We start from the raw sequence: 23,643 nt of genomic DNA on the forward strand, positions 1-23,643 counted from the left end.
TTCCTGTCAACGGGCTGCGGGCAGTGGTGTGGGCTCGCGTCTTCCGCGCATCGCGCCGATGCCTGCGCACAGCACCAGCACCAGCGCGCAGGCCGCGAGGAAATAGAAGAGGCCGTGGCCGACGCCCGCGGTCTTGCCGGTCAGGTCCCGCGTCGAGGCCACCACGGTGATGCCGATCAATTGGCCGTACTGCTTGGACAGCGTGCCCAGCGCCGAAGCATCGCCAGACTGGCCGGCGGGAAACGAAGCGATGATGCCAGCCGTGGCCGACGCATTGGAGAACCCGTAGCAGGCGCCCGCACAGGCCAGCACCAGGGCCGCAAGCCCGGTCGACTGGCCGGCCTCGGCCCCGAAGGCCGAAAGCGCCAGCCCCAGCACCGCCGCGGCGGCCAGCAGGAAGGCCAGGTTCGACCTGTTCGCTGCGACCAGCGATCCGGTGCCGAAGCTCGCGGCGATCCCGACCACGGCCATCGGCAGGCAGGCGAGGCCGAACACCAGCGCGCTGTGATGCAGGTCGGTCTGGATGAAATAGGCGGCCCACAGCATGGCGGCCGCGATCGCGGCGAAACCGAACATGCCGGCACAGAAGGGCGCGAGGATCCTGAGCGCCAGCTGCAAGTCTTCGGCACCGAGCTGGCGGCCGCCGCGCGTGAACATGACCAGCGCCGCCAGCATCGCAGCCGCGGCGCCGACGACGAGCAGCACCGCGACCGCGTCCTTCTGACCGACGAAGAATGCCAGCGCGACCAGCACGATCGAGACGATCAGTTCGTGCAGCACCGGCAGCTTCGACGGCTGCCGGGAGGCGTTGGCGGCTGCGGTCGCATCGGGGCCCTGCGCGAACGCGACCACGCCGGTCAGGGCCGTGGCGGCGGCAGTGAAGACGAGCAGCGAATGCCAGCCCCAGGCATTCACCATCGCGCCGCCGAGCACGGGCGACAGGCCGAAGCCCGCCACGCCGGCGGCGGACCAGATGCTCATCACGAAGGGTTGCTTCGCCGGTGGCACGCCGAGCCGCAGCAGGAGCAGGGCCGAGGGCGACAGCAAGGCGGCGAAGGCGCCCTGCGCGATGCGAAGCGCAATGAGCAGCGCGGCATCGTCGGCCCATGCGCAGGCCAGCGAAGAGGCAGCGTAGCCCGCCATGCCGACCAGAAAGATCGCTCGGGCACCGAGCCGGTCGCACAGCATCCCCGCGGGCCGAAGGCATCCGATGCGTGCCAGCAGGAAGCCGGAGATGATCCACTGGACCTGCGAGCCGCTGGCCTGGAGGTCGGAAGCGATCCGGGGCATCACCAGGCTGAAGGCGCTTCCCATGGAGGCGCCGAGGTAGGTCGCGCAGGTTGCGCAGGCGATGAGAACGATCTGCCGAGCCGTCCATGGATGCGCCGCCGTCTTGTCGCTCACCGGATCTCCCGCATCGAGGTTGATGTGCAGGGCCGCCGCCTGCATCGCGTCACGGCGGCCCGCGAGGCACGATTATGCGTGCTTCGCCCGGCCATCGCGGCCTGGCCCGCCGACCCTCGCGACGCCGCTCAGGGGGCGGCAGCATCCTCCCGATACCACCGATCCTTTGCCAGCATCACCCGGTGATGCCCCTGCCCCGACGGCATCATCGGAAAGCAGTTCTCCTGCGCTGCCACCTGCACGTCGAGGAAGAACGGCCCCTCGCAGGCGAGACACTCGGCCAGCGCCGCTTCGAGCTCGTCGGGGTGCGACACGCGCCGCGCGCCCCAGCCGAAGGCGCGGGCCAGCGCGACGAAGTCGGGCAGTGCCTCGTTCCAGCTGTGGCTCAGGCGGTTGCCGTGGTTGAGTTCCTGCCACTGGCGCACCATGCCCATGTAGCCGTTGTTCGACAGCACCAGCTTCACGGGCGTGCGGTGCTGCACCGCGGTCGAGAGCTCCTGGATGTTCATGAGCACCGAGGCATCGCCGCTCACGCAGACCACCAGCGCATCCGGGTGCGCGACCTGCGCGCCGATCGCCGCCGGCAGGCCGTAGCCCATGGTGCCGGCGCCACCCGAAGTGAGCCAGCGGCCGGGCCGCTCGAAACGCAGGTACTGCGCGGCCCACATCTGGTGCTGGCCGACATCGGTCGAGACGATCGCATCGCGCCCATCGAGCTGCCGCTGCAGCGAGGACATCAGTTGCTGCGGCAGGATCGTGTCCGTGCGAGGGTCGAAGTCGAAGCAGCGCTCGCCGCGCCAGCGCTCGATGCGCTGCCACCAGGCCTCGAGCCGCCCGGGCGGCAGGTCGTCGAGCTGCGGCATGTCGAGCAGCGCATCGAGCACCGCGCCGCAGTCGCCGACCAGCGGCGCATCGACCTTCACGATCTTGTCGATGCTGCCGGGATCGATGTCGACGTGGATCTTGCGTGCCTGCGGGCAGAACTCGTCGAGCTTGCCGGTCACGCGGTCGTCGAAGCGCGCGCCGATGCAGACGACGAGGTCGGCCTCGTGCATCGCGAGGTTGGCCTCGAGCGCGCCATGCATGCCGAGCATGCCGACGAAGCGCGGATCGGAGGCCGGGAAGGCGCCCAGCCCCATCAGCGTGAGCGTGCATGGCGCGTCGAGCTTGTGCACCAGCCGCGCGAAGGCCTCGCAGGCTGCCGGACCGGCGTTGATCAGGCCGCCACCGCCATAGAAGATCGGTCGCCGTGCGGTCGACAGCAGGTCGGCGGCGCGCTGCAAGGCGCCGCGCGGCGGCAGGCGCGGCGCACGGCTGGCGGTCCCTTTCGGCGTGTCGGTCGCCGATGCCCGAGGGGCCGAGGGCGCTCCGTGACCCGAAGGCGCAAGAAGGCCCGAAGGCGCCAGCTGCACGTCCTTCGGCACGTCGAGCAGCACCGGCCCGGGACGGCCGGTCGCCGCGATGTCGAGCGCGCGCCGCACCAGTGCCGGGAGGTCGCCGGCCGCCCGCGCCTGCGCGTTCCACTTGGTGACCGGCCGCGACATGCCGAGCGCATCGCACTCCTGGAAGGCGTTGGTGCCGATCACGCTGCTCGCGACCTGGCCGCTGATGCACAGCACCGGGATCGAATCGCTGATGGCATCGAGCAGGCCGGTCATCGTGTTGCCGACGCCGGGGCCCGAAGTGACCAGCACCACGCCGACACGCCCGGTCGTGCGTGCATAGCCCTCGGCCGCGTGCACCGCCGCCTGTTCGTGGCGCACGAGGATGTGGCGCAGTCGCGGTTCGCCGTGGAGCGCGTCGTAGAGCGGCAAGGCGGCGCCGCCCGGATAGCCGAACAGCGTGTCGACGCCGCATTCGATCAGGGTGTCGAGCAGCGCCTCGGCGCCGTTGCGCACGCGGACAGGCGGGGCAGGCGCGGCAGCGGGCGCAGGCATAGGGGACGAATGGGTTTCGGCGAGAAGCGTGTTCATGACGTCATTCTTCCGGGACTGCGGCAGAATGTGCATCACATTTACGTCAATATGGCCTTCTATTATGAAAACCAATCGCCCAAAAGACGATGCAGCCGAAGATCCATCGGACAGCGTGGACCTGGCCATCCTGCGCGTGCTGCGTGAAGACGCGCGCAGCACCCTGCAGGAGATCGGCGCCCGCGTCGGCCTGTCGCCCACCAGCTGCTGGACCCGCATCAAGAAGCTCGAGGCGCAGGGCGTCATCCGGCGCTACACGGTCGAGCTCGATCCGGCCAAGCTCGGCTACCACGACTTCGTGATCGTCCAGCTCACGCTCGAGAGCCACACCGACGAGACGCTCTACGAGTTCGGACGCGTGCTCGCGACCATCCCCGAGATCCAGGAGGCCTACCTGGTCTCGGGCGACTACGACTACTACATCCGGATCGCGGTGCGCGACACGCGCGACTACGAACGCCTGCTGCGCGAGAAGCTCTACAAGATCCCGGGAATCCGTCACAGCAAGTCCAGTTTCGTGCTGCGCGTGCTGAAGGAGGCCAGTGTTCCACTAGGTTGAATTCGCGAGGCCGATGGTAGGCTGGCAGACCCATGGCGCCCCGCACCCTTCCCTCATGAACAGCAGCGACGAGCAACCCGTCCAGGCGACGAGCGACAACGAGGCGGCTCGCGGCGAGCGGCCCCGAGACGGCAATGGATCGGGCGATGGAGCGGGCGATGGAGCGGCCGATGCTTCCGGCAACGTCCGCCGCAGGCGCCGTCGGCGCTCGTCCTCCTCCTCCTCCTCCTCGTCCTCGTCTTCCTCGTCGAGACGCCGCCGAAAGAAGGGCTGGCGCGCCCTGGTGGCGCCGGTCCTGCTGGTGCTCGCGGTGGTCGGTGTCATCGGGTTCTACGTGTCGACGGTCGGCCCGGACCCCAATCCGTCGTCGACCTCTATGGCCGCCGCGAGTGCGCCGAAGTCCACCGAACGCACTGCGGCGCTGCCGCCGCTCAAGCTGCCGGCCGACGATGCGGCGCACCAGTCGGGGATGGAATGGTGGTACTACAACGGCATCCTCTCGGCCAAGGGCGGCGAGCGCTATGCCTTTCACGTCGCGGTCTTCGTCGCCAACGGGCTGATCAAGCACACGGTGCTGCACGCGGCCCTGACCGACCTGCAGACCGGCAAGCGCTTCGAGCACCAGACACGCACTGCGGGTGCACCCGCAAGGCCTGCAGCCGAAGGCCTGGACATGCAGCAGGACAGCTGGCGCTTCGCCATCGCGGGCCCGCTTCACCTGCTGCGCGTCGACGGCCCCGGCTTCGCTTTGATGCTCGACCTCAAGGACAGCGACAGGAAGGCGGTCGCCCACCGCGCCGCGGATTCGGCCACGCCCGGCCTGCTCGACTTCGGCGCCAGCGGCATCAGCTACTACTATTCGCGCCCGCGCATGCCCACCGTGGGCCAGATCACGATCGCGGGCGATCGCGTGCCGGTCTCGGGCGAGGTCTGGTTCGACCACCAGTGGGGCGACTTCGACGTCCTCAGGCTGGGCTGGAACTGGTTCGCGCTGCACCTGGCCGATGGTTCGGACCTGATGGTCTACGAGCTGTTCGATTCCGACGACGGCCGAAAGGTGATGACGGCCGGCACGCTTTCCAACGCCGACGGCTCGGTGCCCCTCAAGCCCGGCGACGTCACGCTCCGCCCCACGCGCGCATGGACCAGCCCGAGGACGCGCATCGAGTATCCGGTCGAATGGACCGTGCAGTTGCCCACGGGCACGCTCGAGGTCAAGCCGCACTTCGCCGATTCGGAGTTCGACTCGAGCGCGACCAGTGCCAACATCTACTGGGAAGGGTCGGTGAAGGCCACCGGCAGCACCACCGGCGAAGGTTTCCTCGAGCTCAGCGGCTACGACCGGCTGAGTTCGATGCGGCCGAACCGCAACGCGAAGTAGCGCGCAGGCAATAGGCTGCGACAGGCGGCCGCGCCAACAATTCCACTGCCCGGCTCACCTCGCCTGGAAATTGCGCGCGAGCGTCCATTGCGCGACGTTGATGCCCAGTTCCTCGCCGCGCACCAGCGAATTGCGAAAGTGCATGCCACCGTAGATGCGGGCGCCTCGCACCTCGTCCACCAGGGCTTTCGTCGAGGCGAACGCATGCGTGGTTCCCGTCACCGTGCTGTCGAACGAGAACTCGACCTGCTCGGTGCGGTAGTAGGTCTTGAGCGTCTCGGCGACGGCAGCCGACACGCATGCGTGAGCGGCAGGATATTCCGGATGGTTGGGCGTCGGCACGATCGGCTTCCAGGCGGTGTCGGGAACGGTGGCAGGGTTGCCGTCGGTGTCGGCCAGCGGAATGGCGCTCTGCGGCCGCCAGGTTTCGTAGTGGTACTTCGACTCGAAGCAGGCGATGCCGGCGTCGGCCTCGATCGCGAACAGCATGGCCATGAGCCGCGCCTGATCCACGAGAGCGCCATCCGTCATGGCGAAACGTCGCAGGTTGCGGGGCCAGAAGCGGTTCGGCGGCTCGGTGTGGAAGCGCGCGATCTCGAGTTGTTCCGACGTGCGCGTGCTGCCGACGGCGCCTCCGAGCAGGCGGGTCTCGTTGAAGTCGGCCGCATACGGTTCGCTGTCCAGTGCCGGCGGCGGGGGCGTGCGGAATTGCGATGCGCTCTCCAACGCGTACGGCTTGATGTACGGCCCGAAGCGGTTCACCGGGTTCACACCGCGAAAACGCCCCGGCGCGGTGCCCGGCACATACGGCGCCAACACCACGGAGCGACCATCGTCGGCGCGCAGCGTCAGGATTGCCCGCGCCATCACGTTGCCCACTTCGACGCCCTGGCTCTTGGCCGAACCCTCCTCGATCGACGCCAGCGCGCGCACGTAGGCGTCCTGGTATTGGCCCGATCGATTCGGGAACAGGCCGTTCAGGACGCCACGAGCGGCCGCCGCGACGGCGGCCGGCTGCGAGGCGTCTGCGCCGACTTCAACCGGTACCGTGATGCCGTAGAGCTGGTACTTGCCGGTGATCGCGGCAAGCGCGTTGTAGATCGCAAGGTGAACGGCCGCCAGATCCACCGCGTCCGAAGGTCGCTGTTCGGCGGCCGTTCCGGTGGTCGCGGCGGGCTGGTTGATGGTGTCGATCGCGACTTCGTTCCACTGGCTCACGGGATTGGGTCCGGTCACCTGGATCTTGACCGGCGCCGGGGTCGTCGCGACGGGGGCGAATCCGGCGCCGGAGAATCCGTTGCCCCCACCGCCGCCGCCGCATCCTGAAACAAACGCGGATGCGGCGATCAGCAGGCCCGGCAGAGCGCGCTTCGACTTCGGCTGGTTCATGGGTTTCTCCTCGGGGAAGATGTGGACGGGAAAGTCCACGTTAGGCGTGATGGCACCAAACTCCACGAGCGCAAGCCGATCAAGTGACGATGATTCGGCGAGCAAGTGGCGGGCAGGCGCTATCCGGACGGGTGAAACAGGCAGAGAATCCATCGGCGGCCGCAACGACGCCGGCCCGGGAACGAGGTGGCTGCGTGAACGACGAGCAATCGGCGATCGATGAACAGTCTGGACCACACCCCGCATCGGCTCGCGGCTCGATCGGGATCACGGCCGTCGTGCGATTCGCCGATTTCGAGTTCGACTTCGAACGCGACCAGTTGCGCAGGGCCGGCGTCCCGATTCCGCTCAGCCCCAAACCCGGCGCCCTGCTGCGCTACTTCCTTGCCAATCCCCAGCGTCTGATCTCCAAGGCGGAACTCATGAGCAGCCTGTGGAGCGGCGTGGTCGTGACCGACGACTCGCTGGTCCAGTGCGTGGGCGAGCTGCGCAGCCGGCTCGGCGACCAGGGGCCGAAGCTCATCACCACCGCGCCGCGGCGGGGCTACACCTTCGAGGCCGAGGTTCGACCGGTCACCGCTGCCCGGCACGATTCGCGCGTCACCGTGGCGGGACAGACGAGGCAGGCCGACACGGCCGCGGCCGCCGCGCAACCGACGGCAGCCCGCTCCCGTCGGGGCAGGTATTTTCTTGCCGCGACCCTGGCACTGGTCTGCAGTGTCATCGTCGGCGCCGCCTGGTATCTGACCCGCGCACCCGCAACCCTCGGCCTCGACGAGGAGATCGCCCGCCGCAACGTGACCGTGCTGATGCCTTTCAAGGCCGTGGGCGATCGTCCCGTCCCCGCCCTCGTGCGAGACGGGCTGGTCGACGAGATCGCGGCCCAGTTCTCCGAACGCCAGGGCGCCCGGATCCTGCGCTCCCCGAGCAGCCCGGATGCGCGCTATCACCTCAACGGGCGCATCTCGGCGCACGGCAACGGTGTCGCGGTCGACGCCCAGTTGACTTCGGTTTCCGACGGCACGGTGGTCTGGTCGGAGCATTTCGAAAGCCTCGACGCCGACGACCCCAGGATCAATTTCGATATTGCGCTGCGCGTCGTCGGCAGCGTGCGGGCCCGCATGAGGGAGATGCACCGCGCCCGCGTCGCCCGCCCCGGCCACCGGTTCGACACCGTCGATCTGGTGCTGTCGGGCTGGTACGACGTCGATGGCCGCCAGACGCCCGAAGACGTCCGCCGAGGCAAGGCGCGTTTCGAGCAGGCACTGCGCGTCGATCCTCAGTCGGTCATCGCGCTGACCGGCCTCGGCGCCGCACTGATGGCCGAGCGTTTCGGCAATTCCGGCGAGCCCACGCCCACCGACGTGGCCGAGTCGGAGCGGGTCGCCGCAAGGGCGCTCGCGATCAGTCCCAACAACTCGGTGTCGCTCATCAACTGGGGCAACGTGCAGCTGTTCCGTGGCCAGCCCGACCTCGCACTGCCGATGTTCGAGCGGGCCGTGCAGCGTGCGCCCTCGAATCCGAATGCGCACCTGCGCTATGCGGCCGCGCTGATGCTGGTCGGCAGGGCGTCGGAGATGCAGCCGAGCATCGACCAGGCTCTGCGCATCGGCCAGCGCGACTCCCGCATCCTGGCGGCCGCCCACTACGTGGCGGCGCAGGCTGCCTTTGCCATGGGCGACGACGAGCGCGCCTATGCGATGGCGCGCCGCGCCCTGGTGGAGCGACAGAACTACGGACTCGCGTTCTCGATGCTGGCATCGATCGATGCGTTGCATGGCCGCCCCGACGACGCGGCCCGGCACATGGCGGAGCACCGCCGGCTCATGCCGCACAGCACGATCAGCCGCTACCTGCTCAACAACCCCGGCTCCGGCAGCTTCCTGGCCACGCGTACCCGCATGTCAGAAGGGCTGCGCGCAGCCGGCTTGCCGGAGCAATAGCGTCGCGGTGCTTGCCGGTCCTGGCGTCGACTAGCGGCCAGCGGCCGCGGTCGGCGCGGCGGGAGCGGCCGGTTGCGCGCCCACCGTCCCGCCCACGTCCCTCAGCAGGCGCTTGAACTCCGGCGAATCCGCGAGGATCGTTCCGGCGGCAGCGCGCAGTCGATCGACCGCCTCGTCGGGCAGCACGAAGCTGGTCGGCTGCCGGTTCAGGTAGTCGATCTCCGCCTTGTCCTTGAGCGCCGAGAACGACACGTCGATGGCGTAGATCTCGGCTTCCGGCCCGCGCGACATCGCCGCGAGCGCAGGATCACTGGCGGCGCCCGCGGACTGCCTGATCTGCCGCATGGTCCGCCAGCGCGACGCCATGTCGCGCAGCAGCTCGACGGCTTCGAAGGAATTGCGGTCGATCGGCACGCCGCTCGACTTCAGCAGGATCTCCACGCTGCCGGGCGGCGATTCGGATTCGTCCCACTTCGTCGGCGGCACCGACAGCGAGTTGACGATGACGACGACGACGCGCCTGGCGCTGTCGAGTGGCGTCGGCATGCCGGCTTCCTGCATGGCCTCGAGCACCTCGAGCGCATCGAGCACGCCGCGCATGCCCACGTTGTCCGACACGCCGCCGTCCACCAGGTGGAGGTAGGGCCGCCTGGCGCCGTCGCTGAAGTCGCCGAGCGACCGGAGCGAGCGGATGGCCCGCGCAGCAGGCCGCGGCGGATTCTCGGTATCCATGAAACGATCGACCCAGGCGGGCTGGACGAGGTTGCAGCTGCCGCCGTAGTTGTTGAGCGTGACCGGAGAGAGCACCACCGGCACTGCCGAAGAAGCCGCGGCCGCGCGCGACAGCGGCACGGCGTCGAGGTCGGAGCACAGCACGTCGAACATGCCCTGCTGGAACACCAGGCGGGCGCCGCTCGAGATGTCGGTGGCCGAGGCTAGGATCAGCGGTCCCTTTCCGCGGTTCAGGTCACCGAAGGTCGCGCCATGGAAAAGCACCTCGTCGTAGAGCTCGGACGCGAGCTCCGAGCGGCCCCACGCGGTGGACGACAGCCGGGCCCAGTTGCCGGGATTGAGCGAGCGCGAGACGATCTCGCCCTGCACGTCGCGCTTGAGAAAGCGCTGCTCGTAGTCGTCGAAGAGCTTGTCGCCGTAGAGGCCGTAGGCGAGCGCCGTGAAGCTGCCGCCCGAGATGCCCGTGATCACGTCGACCTGGTCGATCAGCCGGGCCCGGCCACCCTTCGGACCGACGATCTCGGTGCGACGCATGTATTCGAGCACACCGTACGAGAAGGCCGCCGCGCGCGTGCCGCCACCGGAGAAGGCCAGGATCACGAGCGTGTCCTTGTCCTTGTTCAGGGCGGCCTGGCGTGTCTCGAAGCGGTAGCCCTTGGAGGGGTCGGCCTGCTTGAGGGGCGGGTTGACGGGGCGGGCCGCGCAACCGGCCAGCAAGACGAGGCCGAATGCGAGGGCCCAGCGGGAGATTGCTGCTTTGACCATGATTTCGAGCTTTGGTTGAGCTGCGACCATAACGCCTCCGCGGGACACGGCTACGACGCCTCGGCGGGGCGCGGTGCCGACCCTTCGACCACGCTGCGCAAATGCAGGTCGCTCTGCGGCCGCGGCAGCTCGATGCCGGCTTCGGCCAGGCCCTCGCGCACCGCCACCGCGAGGTTGCTGCGAACCACCATCCAGCTCATGCCGTCGGTGGTCCAGGCGCGCAGGCTGAAGGTCAGCAGGCCGGCGCCCATGTCGGTCATGAGGGCCGCCGGCTCGGGCACCGAGGCCACGCCTTCGACATTGCGGGCGATGCCGACCAGCAACTCGATGGTCCGGCGCGGCGGCACCTCGGGTCCGGTGCTGACATCGATGTCGACGCGGCGGCGCGTGCCGCGCAGCGTCCAGTTGATCAGCTTGTCGGCCAGCAGCATGCCGTTGGGAACGACCACGTCGGCACCCTCGAAGGTGGTCACGATGGTGGCGCGCATGCCGATGCGCCGCACCGAGCCGGTCATGCCCGCGACCTCGACCACGTCGCCGGGCTGGATCGGGCGCTCGAACATCATGATGAGGCCCGCCACGAAATTCTTCACCACGTCCTGCAGGCCGAAGCCGATGCCGACGCCGAGCGCACCGAAGACGATCGCCAGCTGCCCGATCGGAAAGCCGAGCACCGCGAGCGCCGTGAGCAGGCCGATCGTCAGGATCGTGTAGTAGCTCAGCGTCGAGATGCTGTTGCCGACGCCGCGCGTGACCGCCAGCGAAGGCAGGATGTCCTCGGCCAGCAGCGTGCGCAGGGTGCGTGCGAGCCAGAAGGCCAGCACGGTCGCGGCCACGAAGGCCGCGATGTTGCCGAGGCTGATCGACACCACGCCGAAGGAGAACGAGTGCGCGAGCACTGCGCGCAGCAGGTCCGACAGCGGACGGTAGAGCCGGAAGGCCTGCAGCGTGACCACCAGGCAGGCGACCGCCATCAGCATGCGGCCGAGGCGCGCGCCGGCATCGATCAGCGCGCCGGCATTGCGGGTGCCGAACTGCGTGACGCCGCCGGCGCGCGTGAACAGGACCCGGGCCAGCGCGACCAGCACCGTGGCACCCGCGTACAGCGCCAGCGCAAGGTAGCTGCTGTCGAGCACGCCGCCCGTGAGCGTCGTCGCCAGCGACACGTTGCCGAGCACGTTCGAGACCGCGGCCGCACCGAGCACTGCGGCGGCGGTGCCGAGCAGGAAGTTCATCGCACTCGATCGCGGCACCTCGGCGGCGGTCGACGGGGCAGCGCCGGCGACCGGAACCGAGAGCCGCCGCGAGCGCGCGATCAGCCACAGCAGGGTGCCGGCCATCGACAGGTCCATGACCAGCAGCATGCTGCGGTAGACCAATTCGTTGCCGACCAGCAGCGAGGCCAGCACGTTGAGGAAATAGAACACCGCGCTCAGGTAGGCCCAGGGCCCGACCGCATTCAGCAGCCGCACGGGCAGCAGCCGCAGCACCGGCAGCCAGGCCAGCAGCATCACGGCCTGCTGCCGGATCGCCGGCCCCTGGAAGTCGAACACCACCGCGCCGAGCGCGAGCAGCACCAGCCAGGCGGCCCAGGGCCGGGTCAGCGCCCGCACCGATTCGGCCGTGGCCTGGCCCTGGGCGATCAGCTTGCCGGCCCGGTACTTGAGCCAGAACAGGAAGGGCAGCAGCAGCAGTCCGACGGCCGCCATCACGCGCAGCACCGGGGCGTTGGCAGCGTCGTGGTCGCGGGCGAAGGCGGTCTCGATCGCCAGGCTCTTGCGCACGCTCACGTTGGCGGCCTGCGCCGCCGCGCCGGCGCTCGAACCCTGCCAGAGCGGCGGCGCGTCCATCGAGAGCAGGCGGCGGTCCTGCTCCTCGACCTGGGTCCGCACGATCGCCTCCCCGGCTTCGGCTTCCCGTTCGAGGGCGGTGGCCCGGCGCCCCAGCTCGAGCGTCCACGACAGCGGCTCGGTGATGCGCGCCTCGGCCTCGTCGATCAGGGCGATCAGTTCGTCGATGCGCTGCACCAGCGCCGGCGCCAGCTCCGGCGTGGCGGCGCGCACCGCCTGCCAGGCCGCGCGCCGCTCGGCCAGCGAGGCGGCGTCTTCCGAGTGGGCATGGGTGGCGCGGGCCAGGCGGGCGCGCAGGTCGGCCACCTGACGCTCGTAGAGCACCCAGTGGCGCTGCAGGCTCTCGAGCCGGCGCACCGGCAGCAGCTTGAGGTCGCTGTCGGCGGTCAGCGCCGTCAACTGCGCGACGGCGGTCTCCTGGCGCTCGAGCACCTTCTCGAAGGCCGCGATGTCGTCGGCGGTGGCGGTGCGGCGCACTACCGCCTGCACGAACTGCTGGTCGCTGTCGGCGCGTGTGGTGATGTCGGCCGCGACGATGGGAGCCACGACCGGCCGTGCGGCGGCAGCGGGTGCATCGCCTGTCGACGACTGAGCCAGGGCGGGCGTGGCGAGCAGGATCAGCAGGCAGCCGAGCGTGGCCCGGAACATGCCGGCCCACCCGGCGGCGCGGCGCGGCCGACCGCACCGGATTCCGAGAATCGCTTTCATTTTTGATCTTGAGTTCGACATCCGGACTGTGTCAACACGAACGAAAACGACAGCCTGCCACGGCGCGCGTGACAAACCGCACGGTCCCGGCATCGGCTGCAAGGTCGACGAATACCGCCGCACGATCCGGCACGCTAAGTGCTGTCCCCTTTCAAAACCGCCTCAAAACAACTCGCGGAGGAGAAAGATGACACTTTTTGTCAGTCCGTATGACAACGAAGCGCTCAAGACGTCACGTCGGGCGCACGAGGACCGCATTCGCAGCGGCCTGCCCTACGTCATGCCCGAGGCGGAAGCACGTGCGCTGCTCGACCAGTACGTGCAGGTGGTCATGGAGGCGCGCGACGCGCTCAACGAACGCGGCATCCCGCGCGGCGAGTTCCCGCAGATGTTCAACTACTTCCTGCGCTGGGTCGACGCTGCGCGCCAGGCCTCGCTGGCCCGGCAGCCTGCCCGCGCGACCGCGCCCGCGCAGGCGACGCACGACGTGGGCGCGCCGCATTCGGTGACCTGACCGGCGCCGCGCGCCCGCTGCGGCGCGCGTCGCGCCGCGCTCCTACACGCGCGCCGCCGACCTCGTTGCATCGTAGGGCGGATGCGATTTCTCCCCGGCCTCCTGCTGGCAACGGCGATCGGCGCCGTGGGCTGGTCATGGCAGGCCGGCTGGCTCCGGCTGCCCGATGCGTTCAACCCCTGGAGCGACCTCGATCCGCTTGCGGCGCCGAACCTGCTCACGCCCTACAAGCTGCGCCGCGCGCGCGACGATGCGCCGCAGTGCTTCGCCGCGCTCGCGGCCAGCGGCGTGCGCTTCGAGCCCGTTGCCGATCGGCCGCTCGACGAGGGCTGCGGCTGGACCGATGCCGTGCGCCTCTCGCGCGGCCAGCGACTCGCGTTCAAGACGCCCGTCCTGCTGAGCTGCCGCACCGCGCTCTCGTTCGCGATGTGGGAACGGCATGCCCTGATCCCCGCCGCCGAAGCCGAGCTCGGCGGCGCGCTGGTCGGCATCGAGCACCTGGGCAGCTACGCCTGCCGGTCCGTTCGCACCGACGACCACGGCGCCAACACATCGCAGCGACGCAGCCGCCATGCGACCGGCGATGCGATCGACATCTCCGGCTTCAGCGGACCGGGCAGCATGCGGATCTCCGTGCGGCAGGACTGGCAGCGCACCGCCGTGCCCGGCCGGCCCGACACGGGCCGCTTCCTGCGTGCCGCGCGCGACGGCGCCTGCCGCTTCTTCGACGGCGTGCTGAGCCCCGACTACAACGCGGCGCACGCCGATCATTTCCACCTGGAGGTCGGCGGCTGGCGCACCTGTCGCTGAGTCGGCGCTGTCCTGCGATCCAGGCGGCCATGGGCTGCGTATGCAGCGCATGAAGCCTCGTTACCCTGCCGTCGTGCTCGGCGTCGCCCTGCTGGCGCTGCTCTCGGCCTGTTCTCCCTTCAGGATCGTCAACGGCCTGGTGCCGAGCGGCACCCACCAGATCGAAGCCGATATCGCCTACGGGCCGTTGCCGCGCCAGCGGCTCGACATCTACCGGCCGCTGGCCTCACGGCTGCCGGCCGGCGCCAGACCACCGCTGGTCGTGTTCTTCTACGGCGGCAACTGGAGCAGCGGCGAACGCGCCGACTACCGCTTCGTCGGCGAAGCGCTGGCCGCGCGCGGCGCGGTCGTCGCCATCGCGGACTACCGGCTGTCGCCCGAGGCGACCTACCCGTCCTTCGTGGCCGACAGTGCGCGTGCCGTGGCCTGGGCGATCGGCCATGCGGCGGCACTCGGCGCCGATCCGGGCCGCGTCTACGTGATGGGTCACAGCGCGGGCGCCTATCTGGCCGCCATGGTCGCGCTCGATCCGCGCTGGCTGGCCGCCAACGACGCCAGCCCGAAGCAGCTCGCGGGCTGGATCGGCCTGGCCGGCCCGTACGACTTCCTGCCGATCGGCGACCCGAAGACCCGCGTCGCCTTCGACTGGCCCGCGACACCGGCCGACTCGCAGCCGCTCGCGCATGCCTCGGCCGCATCGCCGCGCGCACTGCTGATGGTGGCGACGCACGACCGGCTCGTAGACCCCGCGCGGAACTCGGGCGCCATGGCGCAGCGGCTGCGCGCCGAGGGCGTCGAGGTGACATGGCGCGGCTTCGACGACCTGAGCCACGTGACATTGATCGGCGCCGTCGCCGGGCCCTTCGAATGGCTGGGCGGGCCGGTGCTGCCACCGCTGCTGGACTTCATCGGCCTGAAGGCCGATGCGCGATGAACGCACTCAGGCCGATTGCGAAACCCGTTCGCGGTACATCTCGCGCATGCGGGTCTTCAGGAACTTGCCGGTGGCGGTCTTCGGGATCGCCTCGACGAACTCGTAGTCGTCGGGCAGCTGGAAGCGCGCGAGCTTCGGCGCCAGGAAGGCGCGCAGCGCAGCGCCGTCGACTTCGCCGCCCGGGCGCTTCACGGCCACCACCAACGGGCGCTCGCCCCACTTCGGATGCCCGATCGCGACCACCGCCGCCTCGGCCACCGCTGGATGGCCCATCACGAGGTTCTCGAGCTCGACCGAGCTGATCCATTCGCCGCCCGACTTGATCATGTCCTTGCTGCGGTCCACGAGGCGCATGTAGCCCTCCGGATCGATGGTGCCGATGTCGCCGGTGCGCAGCCAGCCGTCGGCCGTGAACTTGGCCGGGTCGTTCGGCGTCGCGTGGTAGGCGCCCGTGACCCAGGGTCCGCGTACCTGCACCTCGCCGGATGACTTGCCGTCCCAGGGCTGCAGGCCCTCGGCCTCGTCGACGATGCGCATCTCGACGAAGGGCGTGGCGATGCCCTGCATCGCGCGCAGCGCATGCCGGTCGGTGTCCGGCAAGGCCTGGTGCGCCGGCTTGAGCACCGGCACGCTGCCGAGCGGCGAGGTCTCGGTCATGCCCCAGCCCTGCACGATGTGCATGTCGTGCGAGGCGAAGTTGGCGATCATCGAAGTCGGCACGGCGGCGCCACCCACCAGCATGCGCATGCCCTTCACGAGCTTGCGCTCGCGCGTGGGGTTCGAGAGCGACTGCCAGACCATCATCCAGATGGTCGGCACGCCGAGCGCCATGGTGGTCCCGCCCTCCTCCATGAGGTCGAGCAGGTCCTCGCCGCCGAGGTGCGGGCCAGGCAGGATCTGGCCGGCGCCGACCATCATGGCCGAGAAGGGCACGGCCCAGGCGTTGGCATGGAACATCGGCGTGACCATCATCACCTGGTCGCGCGCCGACAGCGCAAAGAGATCGGGGATGCAGCCCGTGATCGCATGCAGCACCATCGAGCGGTGCGAGTAGACGACGCCCTTGGGCCGGCCCGTGGTGCCGGAGGTGTAGCACATGCCCACGGCCTCGTTCTCGTCCTGCTCGGGGTACACGTAGCCGGAGGCATCGCCGGCGATGAACGCCTCGTAGTTTTCGCTGCCGGCCGGCAGCGCACCGCCGCCGAAGGGCACCACGATCACGCGCGGCTGGCCCTTCTTCAGCAGCGGCGAGACGCGTTCCCACACCGGCAGCAGCACGTCGTCGACGATCAGCACGCGGTCCTCGGCGTCGTCCATGATGTAGGCGATGTCCTCGGGCGAGAGCCGCAGGTTGAGCGTGTGGAGCACGGCGCCCGCAGCCGGAATGCCGAAATAGCATTCGAGGTGCCAGGCATGGTTCCAGCTCATGGTCGCGACCGCCTCGCCGCGGCCGATGCCCGCCTTGTCTCGCAGCGCCTGCGCCAGCTGCCGCGCCCGCCGATGAATCTCGCGGTAGCTGCGCCGGTAGGTCGACTTGTCGGGCAGACGGCCCAGCACGGTCTGCTCGCCAAAGTAGGCGCCCGCGCGATCGAGGATCTGGTTGGTGCTGAGCTGCACCGGCATCATGGTGGACCGCATCGCTTGTGTCTCCTGGGAACGCCGGATTGCATCGACCCGGGCTTGAAGCTCGCGATGATAGGTCGCGCTCCCTGGCGCGCGACCTCCTCGGATACCCGCAGTCAGGCCTGCGCAGGGGCGGAAAGCCCCAGCAGCTCGAGGCCGCGGCGATGGGTCGCCGAACGCGGGTCCGCGAGCTCGTGCAGCACGTCCATGTGGTTGCGACCGGCCACGGTCTCGGCGCCGACCACCACGGCAGGACCCCAGGCGCTCCCGATCAGCGCCGCCTGGCGCAGGAATTCCTCGCTCTCGTCGCCGCCGACCACGGTCACCAGCGCGCCCTGCGCGGGCGCCGGCCAGGCCGAGGGGCTCAGGCGCAACGCGGATGCCTCGTCGAGCCCGATGTCGGCGGCGAGGAAGGGCGCATGGCGCAGCGGCTCGAGGTCGTAGACACCCGAGATCGACAGCGCGGCCTTCACGACCTGCGCGGGCAGGTCCGGCGCCACGGCCGCCCAGTCGCAGGCGAGCAGCGCGGTCGCGAGATGGCCGCCGGCCGAGTGCCCGGCCACCACGATGCGGTTGGGATCGCCGCCGTGCTCGGCCGCGTGCCGATGGACCCATGCCAGTGCACGCACCAGCTGCAGCACGATGTGCTCGATCGTCACGGCCGGGCACAGGGCGTAGTCGAGTTGCACCACCAGCGCGCCGGCATCGGCGAAGGGCGGCGCGACGAAGGCCTGGTCGCGCTTGCCGAGCGCCCGCCAGTAGCCGCCGTGGATGTAGACCAGCACCGGTGCAGCGGCGCCGTTCGTGCGGGCGGCCGGCAGCAGGTCGAGCCGTTCGCTCGGGTGGTCGCCATAGGCCAGGTCCAGCCGCCAGCCGGGCCGTGCCAGCGCGTGGAGCGAGGACTCGGCCCAGTGCGCGAGGATCGCCGGATGTTCCGGGATGCGCGCGCGGTTGTTGTACTGCGCGTCGTGCCAGGCCGCCGAGGGCCGTGGCGGCCGCGGCGCAGGCGCGCGCTGCGCATCGCGCAGCGCGGCGTCGATCAGCGCATCGGCCATCCACAACGCGGTGCGCTCCACCTCGCGGTCGCCCAGGCCCCAGATGTCCTTGAGGATCACGTAGGGCTCGATGCCGTAGACCACCGACAGCGCGTGGTGCAGCCGGTCGCGCACGGCGGGCGGCATCAGCGGCGCGAGCGGCTCGATCGCGTGCTCGAGGATGCGCACGCGGTGGCCGCGCCGGTACGGCTCCTCCTCGAGCAGGCCCGCGCGCTCGAGCCCCCACTGCTCGAGAGAGAGCTGGGCGGCGGCGCGAAGCTGTGCCTCGAACTCCTTGAAGCGCGGAAAGGTCTGCAGGAACAGCTCGTGCACCCGGTCGCGCCCGTTGGGGTTGGCGGATGCCAGCTTGCGCACCGGCCCGAGCGAGCTGTCGATCACGGCCGTGACCAGTGCGCTGCGGCTCGGAAAGTAGCGATAGGCAGTGGCGCGCGACACCTTCGAGCGCGCCGCCGCCTCTGCCACCGACGGGATGTGCCCGCTCTCCTTGATGATGGTCATGGCGGCTTCGAGCAGCAGCCTGAAGGTGGCCGCGCGCACGCCGCGCTCCGGTGGCAGGGGGGGTTCGCTCAGTTTGTGTTTCAGTCGCGCCATCGGGTTTCTACGGGGCCGGGAAGGGTCCGCGCTCTATTGTGAACAACAGTCGACGGACCGTATGATGCGGCCATCCCGATTTGAGACACAAGTCTCAAACATGACTTCCGAGACTTCGAGGCCGCCGGTTCGCCGGCCGGACCCCGGGGCGACATGGAGACAAAGTCAATGCGCTTGGCCAGCTGGAGTTGGGGTGGACGCGACCACGTCGGCACGATCTCGCCGGACGGTCGCGAAGCCGCGCCGCTGAACGTGCGCGAGCCTTCGCTCGGGGTGCTGCCCATCATCCAGGCGCTGGCACGCGGCGAGCCGATGCCGCCGCCCTCCGGCACGCGGCTGCCGCTCGAAGTGGTCACGCTGCGGGCGCCGCTGCCGCGACCGCTGCGCAGCCTGTTCTGCGTCGGACGCAACTACAAGGCCCATGCGGCCGAACTGGCCGGCTCGGTGTTCCGTGCCGCGATGCCCGAGACCGACCCCTGGCCGATCGTCTTCGGCAAGCTCGGCGAATGCGTGATCGGTCCGCACGATCCGGTGCGCCTGCCCTCGCCCGCGGCGTCGATCCAGATCGACTACGAATCCGAGCTCGCCGTGGTCATCGGCCGCGGCGGCCGCGACATCCCGGCCGGCCGCGCGATGGAACACGTCTTCGGCTACACGATCGTCAACGACGTCACTGCGCGCGACGTGCAGATGCGCCACCAGCAGTGGGACCTCGGAAAGAGCTTCGACACCTTCTGCCCGATGGGCCCCTGGATCGTGGGTGCCGACGCGCTCGACGGCCGTGCGACGCGCGTGCGCGGCTGGGTCAACGGCGTGCTGCGCCAGGACGGCCAGACCCGCGACATGATCCACGACATCCCGACCCTGATCGAGACCTGCTCGCGCGGCATCACGCTGCATCCGGGCGACGTCATCGCCACCGGCACGCCGGCGGGCGTGGGCATGGGCCTCGATCCCCCGCAATGGCTGCGCGCGGGCGACGTGGTGCGCATCGAGATCGATGGCATCGGCGCCATCGAGAACCGCTTCGAGTAGCCGCCATGGCATTCCAGATCATCGACCGCATCGCGGTGGAGGACGAGGGCGAGGGCCCGGTGGTCGTCTGCGTGCACGGGCTCGGCGGCAGCTCGAACACCTGGACACCCCTGATGCCCGCACTCGCCAGGCACCGCGTGGTGCGCATCGACCTGCCGGGCAGCGGCCGCTCGCAGCGTGCCGAAGGGCCGCTCACCATCGAGCGCTATGTCAGGACGCTGGTCGACATCTGCGACCGGCTCCAGCTCGCTCGGGCCCACTGGCTCGGCCATTCGATGGGCACCATCGTCTGCCAGCACCTTGCGGCCGCGCATCCGAAGCGGGTCGCGAGCCTGTCGCTATTCGGGCCGCTGATCGCGCCGCCCGATGCGGCACGCGTGGCGATGACCGCGCGAGCCGCCAAGGCCCGCGAAGGTACTGCCGGCATGCAGGAGATCACGCAGGCCCTGCTGCAGGCTGCGATCTCGGGCGACACGCGCGAGCGTCAGCCGGTGGCCGTGGCCTATGTGCGCGAGAGCCTCATGCGCCAGGACGGCGAGGCCTATGCGCGCAGCTGCGAGGCGCTGGCCGGTGCGCAGCCGGCCGCGGTCGAGCAGATCGAGGCACCGGTGCTGCTCGTGACCGGCGACGAGGACGGCGTCGCACCGCCGCAGGCCGTGCGCGCGATGGCCGACCGGCTGCACCGCGCGGCCGGCAAGCAGGTCGTGGTGCTGCCGCGATGCGGCCACTGGACACCGATCGAACGGCCCGAGGAGTGCCAGCGCGCGCTGCGCGACTTCCTGGCCGCCCACGCAAGGAACTGACATGGCCAACGTGCTGTTCACCAACGTGCGCATCTTCGACGGCGGCGGCGAAGCGCCGTTCACGGGCGATGTGCTGGTGCAGGGCAACCGCATCGCGCGGGTCGAGCGCACCGGCTACGGCGGCCGCAGCGCGCCGCTCTCGGGCGCGCAGGTGATCGACGGCGCCGGGGCCTTCCTGATGCCCGGCATGGTCGAGGCCCACACGCATTTCTCGTGGAACGACCAGCCCAGCCTCGACGCCATCCAGCGCATGCCGCCGGAGGAACACATCCTGTGGTGTGCCGAGGTGGCGAAGCGCTACCTCGACATGGGCTGGACCAGCTGCGTCGGTGCCGCCTGCGCCAAGCCACGGCTCGACGTCGTCATCCGCAACGCGATCGAGGACGGCACCATCGTCGGCCCGCGCTACCTGGCGGCAAGCCAGGAGATCACGGTGCCGGGCGGCCTGGGCGACACCACGAAACCGCACCTGCCGCAGCCCGAATTCGCGTTCGGCGCGGTGGTCAGCGGCGCCGAGGAGATGCGCCGCTGCGTGCGCATGTTCGCCAAGTACGGCGTCGACTCCGTGAAGATCAATCTCTCGGGCGAATCGATCACCGGCATGTCGAGCGAGATGAGCCAGTTCACCGAAGAGGAGATCACGGTCTGCGTGCAGGAGGCCAAGGCCTGGGGCAAGCGCGTGGCCGCGCATGCTCGCTCGACCTGGTCGATCAAGCAGTGCGTGAAGCAGGGCATCGAGGTGATCTACCACGCGAGCTTCACCGACACCGAGGCGCTCGACATGCTCGAGGCGCACAAGACCGAGCACTTCATCGCGCCGGGCCTGGCCTGGCTGATCAACACCTGCTTCAACGCGAGCGAATGGGGCCTCACGAGGGAGGTCACGACGAAGATGGGCTACCACCGCGAGCTCGAGGCCGCGGTCGAGAGCATGCGCGCGATGCGCCGGCGCGGCATCCGCATCCTGCCGGGCGGCGACTACGGCTTTGCCTGGACGCCGCACGGCACGAACGCGAAGGACCTCGAGTACTTCGTCAAGTACGTCGGCATGAGCAACATGGAGGCCCTGCTCTCGGCCACCGCCTGGGGCGGTCCGATGATGCGCATGGGCAAGGTGCTCGGCTACATCCGCGAAGGCTACCTGGCCGACATCCTGCTGATCGACGGCGACCCGCTGGCCGACATCACGGTGCTGCAGGACAAGGCCCGCATCCTGGCCGTCATGAAGGACGGCGAGTTCCATCGCGCGCCACCGGTGCGTTCCGCGCGGACTACGCGCTGGCCTGCCGCTGTGGCCTGACTCGGGGAGCACACCATGGCTGATGTCGTCTTCACCAACGTCCGCATCCTCGACGGCACGGGACAGAACCCGTACAGCGGCAGCGTGCTGGTGCGGGGCAACCGCATCCGCCAGGTCGGCCGCAGCACGGCGCCGATCGCGCCGGGCGGTGCCACCGTGATCGATGGCGCGGGCGCGACGCTGATGCCGGGCATGTGCGAGGCCCACACGCACTTCTCGTGGAACGACGCCGCCACGCTGGCCGCGATCCAGAGCATGCCGCTGGAAGAGCACGTGCTGTGGTGCGCCAAGGTGGCGAAGCGCTACCTCGAGGCCGGCTTCACCTCGTGCGTCGGCGCCGCCTGCGCCAAGCCGCGGCTCGACGTGGTGATCCGCAATGCGATCAACTCGGGCCAGATCCCGGGACCGCGCTATCTCGCGGCGAGCCAGGAGATCACGGTGGTCGGCGGCCTCGGCGACGAGACGCTGCCGCACCTGCCTTTCCCCGAGTTCAGCTTCGGCGTCAACATCTCGGGCCCCGAAGAGATGCGCAAGGCCGTGCGCCTGTTCCTCAAGTACGGCGTCGATTCCATCAAGCTCAACCTCTCGGGCGACAACTTCACGCCCGACTCGCCCTCCGAGACCACCTGGATGATGGACGAGGAAGTCGCGGCCGCGATGCGCGAGGTGCTGATCCGCGGCAAGCGCGGCGTCGCGCATGCGCGCTCGTCCGAGAGCGTCAAGCAGGCGCTGCGCCACGGCATCGACCTGATCTACCACGCGAGCTTCGTCGACGACGAGGCGCTCGACATGCTCGAGGCCGCAAAGGACCGGGTCTTCGTCGCGCCCGGCATCGCGATCCTCTACGCCATGCTCTACGAGGCCGAGCCCTTCGGCATCACCCACGCGATGGCGGTCAAGATGGGCTACGAGATCGAGTGGGAGGCCGCGGTGGTCTCGCTCGCCAAGATGCACAAGCGCGGCATCCGCGTGCTGCCGGGCGGCGACTACGGCTTCGCCTTCACGCCGCATTGCCAGAATTCGCGTGACCTCGAATTCTTCGTCAAGTACCTGGGCTTCACGCCGATGGAGGCGATCCGCTCCACCACGCTGTACGGCGGCCAGATCATGATGCAGCCCGACGAGCTCGGCGTCATCAAGGACGGCTACCTGGCCGACATGCTGCTGGTCGACGGCGACCCGCTCGCCAACCTCGCGATCCTGCGCGACCCGAAGCGCATTCTTGCCGTGATGAAGGACGGCGAGTTCGCCAAGGCACCCGAGATCGCGTCGCAGCGGGCCTGGGAGCGCGCCGCGTGATGGCGCGACGGAATCGCAGGCTGATTGCGCTCTGGCTGCTCGTCGGCGGGCCGATCCTGCTGTTCTCGGTCTGGGCGCTGGTCGGCAACCCGCGCCTCTTCCTCGTCACGCTGCTCAACGGGCTCACGCTGGCTTCGCTGTACTTCATCGTGGCGAGCGGCTTCACGCTCGTGTTCGGCCTCATGCGCAACGTGAACCTCGCCCACGGCTCGCTCTACCTGCTGGGGGGATACATCGGCTACGTGGTCGCTGCGCAGACCGGCTGGTGGCCGGTTGCGCTGGCCGCGGGCTTCCTGTCGTCGGCCGTCGCGGGACTGGCGATCCAGTGGCTGATCCTGCGCCACATGCAGGGCCAGGAACTGCGCCAGACGATGGTGACCATCGGCCTGTCCATCGTCATCGCCGACGTCCTGCTGTGGATCTTCACCGGGCAGGTCCACCAGATGGAGGCACCCGAGTTTCTGCAAGGCCCGATCCGCAACATACCGCTGATCAACGCCTATTCCGCCTACCGGCTGAGCCTGCTGTTCATGGGCGTGGCGATCGGCGTGCTTCTGTGGCTGCTGCTCAACCGCACCCGCGTGGGCATGATGATCCGCGCCGGCGTCGACGACCGCGGCATGCTTGCGGCCTCGGGCGTCAACGTGAACCTGGTGTTCGCGATCACCTTCGCGCTCGGCGCCGGGCTCGCAGGCCTGGGTGGCGTCATCGGTGCGGTCGAACTCTCGATGGTGCCCGGCGAGGACATCCGGCTGCTGCTGGCCTCGCTGATCGTCGTCATCGTCGGCGGCATGGGCAGCGTGGTCGGTGCCGCGATCGGCGCCGCCATCCTGGGGCTGGCCGAGACCTACGGCCTGGCCTACGCACCGACCTACAGCGTGGTGCTGACCTTCGTGATCCTGATCGGCGTGCTGGCCTTCCGTCCGCGCGGCATCATGGGAAAGGCGGCCTGAGCCCATGAGTGCTTCCCAGTGG

The 23,643-nt window shown here is 69.6% G+C and carries 18 protein-coding genes; 11 read left to right on the plus strand and 7 right to left on the minus strand.

From position 1 onward, the window contains the following. Positions 1 to 6 precede the first annotated feature (6 nt). A complete protein-coding gene (locus QTH87_RS21215) occupies positions 7 to 1,404 on the minus strand; it encodes an MFS transporter (protein WP_286612041.1) in 1,398 nt (465 codons plus the stop codon). A gap of 128 nt (positions 1,405 to 1,532) precedes the next feature. Next, positions 1,533 to 3,341: a biosynthetic-type acetolactate synthase large subunit gene (gene ilvB, locus QTH87_RS21220; protein WP_286612099.1), complete on the minus strand. Its 1,809-nt coding sequence runs from the start codon at positions 3,339 to 3,341 to the stop codon at positions 1,533 to 1,535. 100 nt (positions 3,342 to 3,441) lie between these two features. On the opposite strand from ilvB, the gene QTH87_RS21225 reads away from it, so the two are divergent. Continuing rightward, complete coding sequence (locus QTH87_RS21225) at positions 3,442 to 3,936, plus strand: Lrp/AsnC family transcriptional regulator (protein WP_286612042.1); 495 nt, start codon at positions 3,442 to 3,444, stop codon at positions 3,934 to 3,936. Positions 3,937 to 3,991: 55 nt separating this feature from the next. Next, positions 3,992 to 5,317, plus strand: coding sequence for a lipocalin-like domain-containing protein (locus QTH87_RS21230; RefSeq protein WP_286612043.1), 1,326 nt, complete (start codon positions 3,992 to 3,994; stop codon positions 5,315 to 5,317). A 54-nt stretch (positions 5,318 to 5,371) separates the two neighbouring features. Here the strand turns inward: QTH87_RS21230 and QTH87_RS21235 are convergent, their stop codons facing one another. Then, positions 5,372 to 6,811, minus strand: a complete 1,440-nt coding sequence (locus tag QTH87_RS21235) for a vanadium-dependent haloperoxidase (RefSeq protein WP_286612044.1) — start codon at positions 6,809 to 6,811, stop codon at positions 5,372 to 5,374. Between the two features lie 173 nt (positions 6,812 to 6,984). On the opposite strand from QTH87_RS21235, the gene QTH87_RS21240 reads away from it, so the two are divergent. After that, positions 6,985 to 8,649, plus strand: a complete 1,665-nt coding sequence (locus QTH87_RS21240) for a winged helix-turn-helix domain-containing tetratricopeptide repeat protein (RefSeq protein ID WP_286612045.1) — start codon at positions 6,985 to 6,987, stop codon at positions 8,647 to 8,649. 30 nt (positions 8,650 to 8,679) lie between these two features. Here QTH87_RS21240 and QTH87_RS21245 read toward each other — a convergent pair whose 3' ends face one another. Continuing rightward, positions 8,680 to 10,146 carry a patatin-like phospholipase family protein gene (locus tag QTH87_RS21245; RefSeq protein WP_286612046.1) on the minus strand — a complete coding sequence of 489 codons (1,467 nt, stop codon included), beginning with the start codon at positions 10,144 to 10,146 and terminating at the stop codon, positions 8,680 to 8,682. A gap of 50 nt (positions 10,147 to 10,196) precedes the next feature. Then, on the minus strand, positions 10,197 to 12,704 hold the full coding sequence (locus QTH87_RS21250) for a mechanosensitive ion channel family protein (RefSeq protein WP_286612047.1): 2,508 nt from the start codon (positions 12,702 to 12,704) through the stop codon (positions 10,197 to 10,199). A gap of 187 nt (positions 12,705 to 12,891) precedes the next feature. On the opposite strand from QTH87_RS21250, the gene QTH87_RS21255 reads away from it, so the two are divergent. The 3 genes from QTH87_RS21255 (at position 12,892) to QTH87_RS21265 (ending at position 14,962) form a co-directional block, all read left to right on the plus strand. Continuing rightward, entirely contained in the window at positions 12,892 to 13,218 is a 327-nt protein-coding gene (locus tag QTH87_RS21255; RefSeq protein WP_286612048.1) for a hypothetical protein, read from the plus strand. 81 nt (positions 13,219 to 13,299) lie between these two features. Next, the gene (locus QTH87_RS21260; RefSeq protein ID WP_286612049.1) at positions 13,300 to 14,028 is read left to right on the plus strand and encodes an extensin-like domain-containing protein; all 729 of its coding nucleotides are present in this window, start codon (positions 13,300 to 13,302) and stop codon (positions 14,026 to 14,028) included. 49 nt (positions 14,029 to 14,077) lie between these two features. Further along, positions 14,078 to 14,962 (plus strand): alpha/beta hydrolase, encoded by an 885-nt coding sequence (locus QTH87_RS21265; protein WP_286612050.1) that lies wholly within the window; start codon positions 14,078 to 14,080, stop codon positions 14,960 to 14,962. A 6-nt stretch (positions 14,963 to 14,968) separates the two neighbouring features. On the opposite strand, the gene QTH87_RS21270 is transcribed toward QTH87_RS21265, so the two are convergent. Together QTH87_RS21270 and QTH87_RS21275 are read right to left on the minus strand one after the other, a co-directional pair. Further along, complete coding sequence (locus QTH87_RS21270; RefSeq protein ID WP_286612051.1) at positions 14,969 to 16,600, minus strand: long-chain fatty acid--CoA ligase; 1,632 nt, start codon at positions 16,598 to 16,600, stop codon at positions 14,969 to 14,971. Between the two features lie 101 nt (positions 16,601 to 16,701). Beyond that, complete coding sequence (locus QTH87_RS21275; protein ID WP_286612052.1) at positions 16,702 to 18,231, minus strand: alpha/beta hydrolase fold domain-containing protein; 1,530 nt, start codon at positions 18,229 to 18,231, stop codon at positions 16,702 to 16,704. Positions 18,232 to 18,399: 168 nt separating this feature from the next. Between QTH87_RS21275 and QTH87_RS21280 the strand changes: the two genes are divergently transcribed. From QTH87_RS21280 to QTH87_RS21300, 5 genes are read left to right on the plus strand one after another with little or no spacing between them, the layout of a single operon-like run. Beyond that, positions 18,400 to 19,266, plus strand: coding sequence for a fumarylacetoacetate hydrolase family protein (locus QTH87_RS21280; RefSeq protein ID WP_286612053.1), 867 nt, complete (start codon positions 18,400 to 18,402; stop codon positions 19,264 to 19,266). A 5-nt stretch (positions 19,267 to 19,271) separates the two neighbouring features. Next, entirely contained in the window at positions 19,272 to 20,069 is a 798-nt protein-coding gene (locus tag QTH87_RS21285) for an alpha/beta fold hydrolase (RefSeq protein WP_286612054.1), read from the plus strand. A 1-nt stretch (position 20,070) separates the two neighbouring features. After that, positions 20,071 to 21,369, plus strand: a complete 1,299-nt coding sequence (locus QTH87_RS21290; protein ID WP_286612055.1) for a metal-dependent hydrolase family protein — start codon at positions 20,071 to 20,073, stop codon at positions 21,367 to 21,369. A gap of 15 nt (positions 21,370 to 21,384) precedes the next feature. Then, positions 21,385 to 22,668: a metal-dependent hydrolase family protein gene (locus QTH87_RS21295; RefSeq protein ID WP_286612056.1), complete on the plus strand. Its 1,284-nt coding sequence runs from the start codon at positions 21,385 to 21,387 to the stop codon at positions 22,666 to 22,668. Then, positions 22,668 to 23,621: a branched-chain amino acid ABC transporter permease gene (locus QTH87_RS21300; protein ID WP_286612057.1), complete on the plus strand. Its 954-nt coding sequence runs from the start codon at positions 22,668 to 22,670 to the stop codon at positions 23,619 to 23,621. The genes QTH87_RS21295 and QTH87_RS21300 overlap by 1 nt, the downstream gene beginning before the upstream one ends. The last annotated feature ends 22 nt before the right edge of the window (positions 23,622 to 23,643 follow it).

Source organism: Variovorax jilinensis, assembly GCF_030316885.1.
Taxonomy (GTDB): Bacteria; Pseudomonadota; Gammaproteobacteria; order Burkholderiales; family Burkholderiaceae_C; genus Variovorax; species Variovorax jilinensis.